Origin of the sequence: uncultured Campylobacter sp. (assembly GCF_938031315.1) — a bacterium.
In the GTDB taxonomy this organism is placed as follows: Bacteria; Campylobacterota; Campylobacteria; order Campylobacterales; family Campylobacteraceae; genus Campylobacter_B.
In genome coordinates this window covers 1-8,870 of the sequence record NZ_CALHHT010000499.1, presented here as the reverse complement: position 1 = coordinate 8,870, position 8,870 = coordinate 1, and the positions used below count along the sequence as shown (strand labels likewise).

The following is an 8,870-nucleotide window of genomic DNA, read 5'->3' as shown; positions in this document are numbered from 1 at the left end:
GCGCTTCGAATCCGTCGTCGTTAGTAATTAAAATTTCTTTCATATTCTCTCTTTAGCTAAAATTTCACAACAGACCTATCGGGGCGGAATTACGTCTGCAAAATTCTAGCGCTCAATTCTTTACTATGCAAAAATTGCTACTTAGCCTTGCGTGGCGTAAAATTTCATCGTGCCAAATTTTTTCGCAAAAATTCCATCACGAACTTAGATTACAAAATTCATAGAAAAATTCCGTCTTTTTGCTACGAAATTTTATCTTTTTTCGCTGCAAATTTTATAGCCTGCCACGCAATTTCATCGCCTAAATTTCACTTTCGAAATTTCTTAAATTAAATTTTGCGACCGCACTCCGCAACTCGCCACAAAATTTCGCCTTTTAAATTTTCGCGCCGATGTAAATCCGCGGCATAAAATTATTCGAGGTCTTCTACAACCCTGCTTTGCGGCATATCTCCTCGCTTACCTGCGAATCAAGTAGGTGCGAGCTCGGATAATCGTAGAAAAATCGGTGCACTTCACGCACTCCGCTTCGCAATAAAGCTCGCGTACTAGGTGCGTTGCAGTCATTTTCGGTAATATCTTTGGCTAGCAATTTGAGATATTTTTGCCGATCGGAGCTTTTCAGGCTCGCCCAGCCAGGGCTTAGCGAGTAGGCATAGATCAGATCGCTTCCTTGTGCGCTAATTTCTTCGAGGAAGGCAAACTGTGCCACATTAACGTGGGGCTTGGCGCCGCCTACGTCTGCTGCGATCTCGCTAGCTGCGGCTTTAGCGACGAGTGCGGGCGAGCCTAGCTTACTAAGTGCCTCAAAACGCGCCGTTACTGCGGGATCCTCGGTGACTTGACGCTTTTGGTATTTAGCCGTACCGCAACCGCCCAGCAACATCGCGAACGCGCCGCATAACGCTAAAATTTTAAAATTTCTCATCTTAAATCCTTTGTCGGCTTAATTTTAGCACATTTTGCTATAATTAACAAAAATTTAAAAGGCTAAATTTGAAATACCTAATCTCTTGCCTAGAACCCTCGGCGAACCTCCATTTTAAAGAGGTTCTAGCGCATCTTAAAAGGCTCGATCCCGCTTGCGAGATTTGCGGAATTTTTGATGAAAAGCTGGGCTCGCCGATATACGAAAGTAGCGAGTTTTCGGCGATGGGCTTTGTTGAAATTCTGCCGCTTATTTTAAAAGCCAAGCGCGCGATGGCGCAGATGACGCGGCTTGCGGCGGAGTGCGATCGCGTGCTTTTAATCGACTCGCCCGCGTTTAATTTACCGCTTGCTCGCGCGATCAAAGAAAGCAGCGCGCGCGCGGAAATTTCATATTATATCCTGCCGCAGGTTTGGGCATGGAAGCCGCACAGAGCGGAGAAGCTGAAAAAATTCTGCGACAATCTGCTCTCCATTTGGCCTTTTGAGGCAAAATTTTTCGGCGCGGATTGCGAGGAAAATAAAGGCGCTGCATCGCAAGAAGCAGAGAGCAAAGACTCTGCGCTACAAGAAACAAAAGATAAAGACGCTGCACCGAAAGAGGATGCCGCGCGCCAAAGCAGCCAAAGCGCCAAAACCGCAAAGTACTCTTTCGTGGGGCATCCGCTATTAGATGAGATAACGCTGCGAAAGCAAAGCTACGAAAAACAGGGCAAGATCGCCTTTATGCCGGGCTCGCGCAGGGCTGAAATTTCAAGACTGATGCCGATTTTTAGAGCCCTTGCGCCTAAATTTGAAAATAGCGAGCGAACCTTAATAATCCCGCCGCATCTGATGGATCAAAGAGATGAAATTTACGGGGCTCTGGACGGCTTTAGCATCGCAAACGATACTCCTGCTACGCTTAAAGATTGCGATTTTGCATTCATCTGTTCGGGTACGGCGACGCTTGAGGCGGCGCTCATCGGCACTCCGTTCGTGCTGTGCTACAAGGCTCGCGCGTTTGACGTTTGGCTCGCGCGAAAGCTCGTAAAGCTAAAACACGTGGGGCTTGCGAATATTATTTTTGATTTTTTGGGCGAGGAGCCGCTGCACGAGGAGCTTTTGCAATCCGAAGTAAGCGCGCAAAACCTACTCGCCGCATACGAGCGCTGCGACGCCGCGAAATTTAAACTTGCGAGCGAAAAGCTGCGAGATTATCTGAAATTCGGCTCCAGCGAAAACGTGGCAAAAATTTTAACGCAGCCTGCGAGCTAAAATTTTAAGGCTAAAGCTTATATAATTTGATAAAAAAGAAAGGAAGATTATGACGACAGAACCAATGACGCTTTACGGATATGAAAAGATCACCTCCGAGCTCAAAGAGCTTCAGAGCGTGAAGCTGCCTCACATCGTGCAGCAGATCGACATCGCGCGCGGACACGGCGATCTGAAAGAAAACGCCGAGTACCACGCAGCGCGCGAAGAGCAGGCGTTTCTGCTCTCGCGCATCGCCGAGCTTAGCGACATCGTTTCTCGCTCAAAAATCATCGACCCTTCCACCTACGAGCACGACCGCGTAAAATTCGGCTCCACCGTTACCTTTATGGACGTAGAGACCGAGCGGGAGGAGGTTTACACGATCGTAGGCCTTAGCGAAGCGGATATCTCGCGCAAGCTCATCAATATCAATACACCGCTCGCGCGCCAGCTTTTAGGCAAGGCAGAGGGCGATGAGGTGGTGCTTCAGCTTCCATCAGGCACTCGCGACGTAGAAATTCTAAGCGTCGAATACAGGCCGATCAAATTTGGAAAATAAGATGAAAAAAGCGGGAATCATCGGCGTTAGCGGCTATACGGGGCTTGAACTGATTAAAATTCTACTTTCTCATCCGGGCTTTGAAATTTCATATTTGGGTGCTTCGACGCAGGGCGAGATAAGCGAAATTTTCCCGCAGCTTCGCGGCGTGTTTGAGATGCGCGTAGAAGCCGCGGATGCTCGCGTTGCGGCGCAAAGATGCGATCTTATTTTTTTAGCGCTGCCGCATGAAAAAGCGATGGAATTTGCCCGCGAAATTTTAAAATTTAAAAGCGTCAGGGTAGTCGATCTATCCGCCGATTACCGCCTAAGCCGCGAGCTTTACGAGAAAAATTACACCGCACATTTAGACCCTCGTAATTTAGCCCACGCCGTTTACGGACTGCCCGAGCTAAATCGCGAAAAGATCCGCACGGCGCGGCTTACGGCAAATCCGGGCTGCTATCCTACCTGCTCTATTTTGGCGCTCGCGCCGTTTATGCGGCTACTAGATCCCGCCCTCGGCGTATTTATCGACGCAAAAAGCGGAGTAAGCGGCGCAGGCAAGACTCTTAAAGCAAGCAGCCATTTCGTAAGCGCGAACGAAAACGCAAATGCCTACTCGCCGATCTCGCATCGCCACGCAGACGAGATCAAAGAGCAGCTGCAAATTTTAAGAGGCGGCGGATTTAGCACGCTTTTCGTGCCGAATTTGCTGCCGATTACGCGCGGAATGCTAGTTAGCGCGTTTGGCGTACTACAAAAGAGCGTGGATGCAGAGGCGGTGCTGCGGAAATTTTACGCAAACGAGCCTTTCGTGCGCGTCCGAAGCGAGCCCGTGAGTATAAAAAACGTCGCAGGGACGCACTTTTGCGATATTTTTGTAAAAACTGCGGGCGATAAAATTTGGATCAACTCGGCGATCGATAATCTTTTGCGCGGAGCATCGTCGCAGGCGGTCGCAAACGCAAATTTAATGTGCGGATTCGCCGAAGCTACGGCGTTGCCGCGTATCGCACACGGAATTTAAGCGATGAACTTTTTTGCAAAAGTCTTTACGCGCGGGAGCCTAGATGCAAAATGATCAAATTCAGGCGATAAAACCGGGCGCGATCTTTATCGGCGATGCGCACGCGGGCGCGAGCAGACCGCAATTTTTGAAATTCTTGCGCGCGCTGAAGGCCGAACCCACGCCGCCGCCTCAAATTTTTATGATGGGCGATATGTTTGATTTTTTGGCAAACACGACCTACGTGCAGCGCTTCTACAAAGAGGAGATCGCGCTAATAAACGAGCTGTCGCGAAAATGCGAAATTTTTTACTTCGAGGGCAACCACGATTTTAATCTGCGCGAAATTTTCCCCCGCGCAAAAGTTTATCCAAACGGCGCGCAGCCCGTGAAATTTATCTGCGAGAGCGGCGAGGCGGTGCAGATCGCGCACGGCGATCTGTTTTTGCCGCGCCTCACGCAATTTGCGCTGCTTTCGCTGCGAAACAGAGCTTTTTTAAAATTTATGGATCTGCTCGATCGCGCTTTAAAATTTAAAATTTCAAAGATGATCTTAAAATCGCAGGAGGGGAAAAACCTCTACAGAAAAATGCCGGATTTTAAGGCCATAATCGCGCCGAAGATCGATTTTTACGTAGCAAATTTAATCATCGAGGGGCACTATCATCAAGATGAAATTTTATATTTCGGCGAGAAAAAATATATAAATTTGTGCTCGTTCGGGGTTAGGAGCAAAATTTACGAGGTCGCAAAAAGCGAAAAATTTATGCTAATTCCAAAAAACTTAAACTTAAATTAGCTATAATTCCTAAATTTTTGCGAGGATATTTATGATAAAGCTTTGTGTTTTCGACTTTGATTCTACGCTGATGGACGGCGAGACAATAGGTTTTTTCGCCGCTAAAATGGGCACGCAGCGACAAGTCAGCGAAATTACGAAGCGCGCGATGGCGGGCGAGCTTGATTTTTTCGAGAGCCTTAGCGAGCGAGTGGCGCTGATAAAGGGGATGAAGCTTAGCGATGCTAAAGCTATCGCAGAAAGCCTGCCTTTTGTTTGCGGCGCTAGCGAGATCATCGCGTATCTGAAAAATAAAGGCATAAAGGTGATCGTCTTTAGCGGCGGATTTCATCTAGCCACCGACGCCGCGCAGAAAAAACTGGGCTTTGACGCGAGCTTTGCGAACTATCTGCATGAAAAAAACGGAATTTTAACCGGGCTTTTCGGCGGCGAGATGATGTTTGGATACTCAAAAGGCGCGCTGCTTGCGCAGCTTAAATCGCTGATGGGTCTAGAGACGAGCGAGGTAATGTGCGTGGGAGACGGCGCGAACGACGTTTCGATGTTTCGCGAGGCGGGACTTAAAATCGCCTTTTGCGCGAATGAAATTTTAAAAGAGCACGCGAGCGTCTGCATTGAAAAAAAGGATTTGAAGGAGATTATGAAATATGTATGATAAAGCCCTAAATTTCAGCCTTTGGTGCGACTTTTTGGAGCGCGATTTTATCGATAAAGATTTCGACGAGCTGATCAAAAAAGGGATAATTAACGGCGCAACTTCCAATCCTGCGATCTTTAAAAACGCAATCCTAAGCTCCCCCGCATACGATACGGCTAAAGAGGAATTTAGAAAAAAAGAGCCTAAAAAGCTGTATGAAATTTTAGCCACCGCGGACATCAGAAGCGCGGCGGAGAGCCTGCTTAAAAATTTTATTAACGGCGATGACGGCTTTGTGAGTATCGAGGTCGATCCATATTTCGCAGACGACGCCGAGGCGATGTATCGCGAAGGCAAACACCTATACGGCACGATCGGCATGCCAAACGTAATGATCAAAATCCCTGCGACCAAGGCGGGCTACGAAGCGATGCGCGATCTGCTGAAAAAGGGGATCAGCGTAAACGCGACTTTGGTTTTTTCGCCGGAGCAGACCGTAAAATGCATCGAGGCGATAAAAGAGGGAATCGCGGGCTTTCGTCGCTACTTCCCGAAGGCAAATTTACCAAAAACCGTAATTAGCATCTTCGTTAGCCGCTTCGATAGGTTATTAGATGAAAAAATGACCGCAGCAGGCCTTCCTACCGGCAAAATCGGCATAATGAACGCCGCGAAATGCTACAATATAATCGCTAAAGAAAATTTAAACTACGTAAAGCCGCTGTTTGCGAGCACGGGTGTAAAAGGAGACGATCTACCGAAGGGCTACTACGTAAGCGAGCTAATGTATCCTGGCTGCGTAAACACAGCACCGCTTGAGACCATAGAGGCTTTTGTAAGCGGCGATCAAAAACCCAAAACGCCGCCGAGCGACGCGCAGATAGAGGAATTTTTCGAGCGCGTAGCGGATGCGAAGATCGATATGAAAAAGGTGTATAAAAAGCTACTCGATGACGGGCTAGTAGCCTTTGAAGAGGCATTTAAAGAGATAATAAAAACACTTAAAAAGGAGAAATGATGGCGGGTTCTATAGATTATTTGCAGTATCAAGTTGACGCTTCTACGCTGGATTTTAAGCAGCGAGATAGGCTAAATAAATATCTGGAATTTTTGATCCAAAATGGCGGTAGCGACCTTCATATAAAATCGGGCGCGGTTATCAGAGGTCGTATCCACGGCGAGCTGGTAAAATTTAGCAAAACGCCATTTTTGAAAGAAGATGCGATGACACTAGCTAAGGAGCTTCTCATCACGCGCTTTCCGGAGCTTATCGAGAAAAAGAGCGTGGATTTTACCTACAAGCTAAACGAAGATTATCGCTTCCGCGTTAATATTTTCTTTCAAATCGACGGTATCAGCGCGGTTTTCCGAACGATACCGGTTAAAATTCCAGAGATCGACGATCTAGGTCTGCCGCCTTCGATCAAAGATATTTGCGACACAGCTATGCGCGGCGTCGTGCTACTTACGGGCCCTACGGGAAGCGGAAAGACGACAACGATCGCAAGCATGATCAATCGCATAAATAGACAAAGAACCAGCCACGTCGTTACGATCGAAGACCCCGTGGAGTTCGTATTTAAAGACGATAAATGCATCATCAATCAGCGCGCTATAGGCGAGGACTGCAACAACTTCGCCGATTCGCTTCGCGCCGCGCTGCGAGAGGATCCGGACGTTATATTTGTGGGCGAGATGCGTGATTTGGAAACGATCGAGACGGCGCTTCACGCCGCAGAGACGGGTCACCTCGTGTTTTCGACGGTGCACACCATCGACGCAAAAGAGACGGTAAACCGTATCATCGCGATGTTTGAGCAAGCCGAGCAGGAGCGTATCCGAATGACGCTAGCATCCGTCCTAGAGGCGGTCATTTCTCAGCGCCTTGCCCGTACTATCGAGGGCAAACGTGTGGCCGTCGTTGAAATTTTACGCAAAAACACCCGTATTAAGGATATGATACTTGATGCGCGTGACGATGAAATTCCAGACGCGATCGCCGACGGTCGCAACACCTACGGCATGCAGACCTTCGATCAGCACCTGCTCGATCTTTATAGAGACGGCGTCATCACCCGTGAGGAGGCGCTGGATAAGGCCTCTAAGCGAAACGACCTCGATCTGCAGATCAAAAACGTCGATCTTGCCAAAAAAAGGGATTTGGCAGCAGAATCCGGAGAGAGCGCCGAAGAGATGCTTGCGGGCGAAGTCGTACAGCTAAAAGAGATCCGCTGAGTTGCAAATTTTAAAATTCTAAATTTTGCAACTTAAAATTTTAAAGAATTCTGCCTGCCGTTAGGCGGGCGGAATTTTATTTGCTTGCCCGCTGCTATGCGGGCATATACTACCTCAAATTTCATTTTAAAATATCTATAATTTCTATTAAAATTCCACGTCTGATTAATCTTATAAAATTTCTATTTATTTAATCTTTAATAAACAAAATTTCAACCAAATTTCAGGGGGGGGGGAATAATTACACATATTTTTTTACAAGGAGCAGGAGATGGCGGGTCATGGAGCAAGAAACCACGATGGCAGAACCAAGGCGGGATCTTATAGAACCCCTGCGCAAAGAGCTGGCGACAAAAAACGTTGCAAAAAGAAATAATCTCGCGTCGAAATTAGTCGCGAAATTTATCTAAAAAGCGCTGAGGTCTTAATGCTTCGGCGCTTTTTAGAATTTAAATCGCGCAAGCAATCAAATAAATAAAATTTTAAAATTTCATCGCAAGAAAATTTCATGAAATACGAGATAATCGACGTCCATACCGCGCTAGAGATCGTTTTTAAAAATTTTAAATGGGCGTTGCTCATTGGAATTTTACTGTTACCATTAGGCGTAGGTGTCGTGATTTTAGTGCTTTTGCCGTTTCAAAGCATTTTGATCTACAATAAAAACAAAAGATACTTAATCGATATGCAAACAGGTAAAATCACCTTCCCTAGAAGCGACGTTGAAAATAGCATTGTAGCTGTTTTGCTCTGCGCGCCGTATTGGAATTTAATGCGCAGCAGAACCGTCACGGCAGATCAAATCGAGGATATGCGCTTAGAGAAAAAAGAGGTAAAAAACGCAAATATTTTTAAAATTTTCCTAGCGGTGATTAAATTTTTTAGGATGAGCTCAAAAAGCCCCAAAAGCGCTAGGTTAGGGCGGCACATTAATGACATCCAAACGAGATATTATCTCTACGTCTTTGGAAGCTTCGGCGCGACGGGACTATATTTTTACGATAAACAAAAGCGCGACGAGGTACGTAACGCCATACGAGAATGCGTGCGTAAATTTAGCGCCAAAAATATAGATAGGAATTTATTCTGAGATGATAATTATAAATCGAATGTTTTCTGGCGGCTATTTGAACGAAAGCTTGGGGCACGAAATCATCAATCTTTTTAAGGCAGACAACGGCAGGCACTACATCTACGTAAATCCCTACGGCACGATAAATGAGGATGCGAAGGATGCACACAAAGTTCTTTTAGTGCGTGCTATCTCGAAACATTGTTTTGAAATTTTAGCTTGCACTAGCGAGTTAAAACTGCTTTTGAGCGATGAGCTTTTTGTCTGCGGCAGAAAGCGCGGCGCTAAAGAGGAGCTTAAAAGACAATCTGAAATGATTGAAGCACAAAATATCGCTTACGGCGGTGTGCCTCTAAACGAGCTATTTGAAAGCGAAAACGATAGCCCCAATGCGGCGTATATAACGTTTGAGAC

Annotated in this window: 9 protein-coding genes and 1 pseudogene; 9 read left to right on the top strand and 1 reads right to left on the bottom strand. The window is 46.7% G+C overall.

Annotated elements, in window-relative coordinates; genetic code table 11:
* Positions 1 to 427: 427 nt before the first annotated feature.
* Complete coding sequence (locus Q0236_RS12340) at positions 428 to 928, bottom strand: hypothetical protein (RefSeq protein WP_297918556.1); 501 nt, start codon at positions 926 to 928, stop codon at positions 428 to 430.
* 68 nt (positions 929 to 996) lie between these two features.
* On the opposite strand from Q0236_RS12340, the gene Q0236_RS12335 reads away from it, so the two are divergent.
* The 9 genes and pseudogenes from Q0236_RS12335 to Q0236_RS12295 form a co-directional block, all read left to right on the top strand.
* On the top strand, positions 997 to 2,184 hold the full coding sequence (locus Q0236_RS12335; RefSeq protein ID WP_297918553.1) for a lipid-A-disaccharide synthase: 1,188 nt from the start codon (positions 997 to 999) through the stop codon (positions 2,182 to 2,184).
* Between the two features lie 49 nt (positions 2,185 to 2,233).
* A complete protein-coding gene (greA, locus tag Q0236_RS12330; protein WP_297918550.1) occupies positions 2,234 to 2,725 on the top strand; it encodes a transcription elongation factor GreA in 492 nt (163 codons plus the stop codon).
* Position 2,726: 1 nt separating this feature from the next.
* Positions 2,727 to 3,734 (top strand): N-acetyl-gamma-glutamyl-phosphate reductase, encoded by a 1,008-nt coding sequence (gene argC / locus Q0236_RS12325; protein WP_297918547.1) that lies wholly within the window; start codon positions 2,727 to 2,729, stop codon positions 3,732 to 3,734.
* Between the two features lie 43 nt (positions 3,735 to 3,777).
* Positions 3,778 to 4,512, top strand: coding sequence for a metallophosphoesterase (locus tag Q0236_RS12320; RefSeq protein WP_297918545.1), 735 nt, complete (start codon positions 3,778 to 3,780; stop codon positions 4,510 to 4,512).
* A 31-nt stretch (positions 4,513 to 4,543) separates the two neighbouring features.
* Positions 4,544 to 5,167 (top strand): phosphoserine phosphatase SerB, encoded by a 624-nt coding sequence (gene serB / locus Q0236_RS12315; protein WP_297918542.1) that lies wholly within the window; start codon positions 4,544 to 4,546, stop codon positions 5,165 to 5,167.
* Positions 5,160 to 6,167 (top strand): transaldolase, encoded by a 1,008-nt coding sequence (locus Q0236_RS12310; protein WP_297918539.1) that lies wholly within the window; start codon positions 5,160 to 5,162, stop codon positions 6,165 to 6,167. Before serB ends, Q0236_RS12310 begins: the two co-directional genes overlap by 8 nt.
* The gene (locus tag Q0236_RS12305; protein ID WP_297918536.1) at positions 6,167 to 7,384 is read left to right on the top strand and encodes a type IV pilus twitching motility protein PilT; all 1,218 of its coding nucleotides are present in this window, start codon (positions 6,167 to 6,169) and stop codon (positions 7,382 to 7,384) included. The genes Q0236_RS12310 and Q0236_RS12305 overlap by 1 nt, the downstream gene beginning before the upstream one ends.
* A 508-nt stretch (positions 7,385 to 7,892) precedes the next feature.
* Complete coding sequence (locus Q0236_RS12300) at positions 7,893 to 8,474, top strand: hypothetical protein (RefSeq protein WP_297918534.1); 582 nt, start codon at positions 7,893 to 7,895, stop codon at positions 8,472 to 8,474.
* Between the two features lies 1 nt (position 8,475).
* Positions 8,476 to 8,870, top strand: a pseudogene (locus Q0236_RS12295) (hypothetical protein); the annotation flags it as partial.

What these genes read in the sequence shown, in the direction of transcription:
- Q0236_RS12340 (WP_297918556.1), bottom strand. Translation starts at nt 928, where the DNA reads ATGAGAAATTTTAAAATTTTAGCGTTATGCGGCGCGTTCGCGATGTTG.
- greA (WP_297918550.1), top strand. Translation starts at nt 2,234, where the DNA reads ATGACGACAGAACCAATGACGCTTTACGGATATGAAAAGATCACCTCC.
- argC (WP_297918547.1), top strand. Translation starts at nt 2,727, where the DNA reads ATGAAAAAAGCGGGAATCATCGGCGTTAGCGGCTATACGGGGCTTGAA.
- Q0236_RS12320 (WP_297918545.1), top strand. Translation starts at nt 3,778, where the DNA reads ATGCAAAATGATCAAATTCAGGCGATAAAACCGGGCGCGATCTTTATC.
- serB (WP_297918542.1), top strand. Translation starts at nt 4,544, where the DNA reads ATGATAAAGCTTTGTGTTTTCGACTTTGATTCTACGCTGATGGACGGC.
- Q0236_RS12310 (WP_297918539.1), top strand. Translation starts at nt 5,160, where the DNA reads ATGTATGATAAAGCCCTAAATTTCAGCCTTTGGTGCGACTTTTTGGAG.
- Q0236_RS12305 (WP_297918536.1), top strand. Translation starts at nt 6,167, where the DNA reads ATGGCGGGTTCTATAGATTATTTGCAGTATCAAGTTGACGCTTCTACG.
- Q0236_RS12300 (WP_297918534.1), top strand. Translation starts at nt 7,893, where the DNA reads ATGAAATACGAGATAATCGACGTCCATACCGCGCTAGAGATCGTTTTT.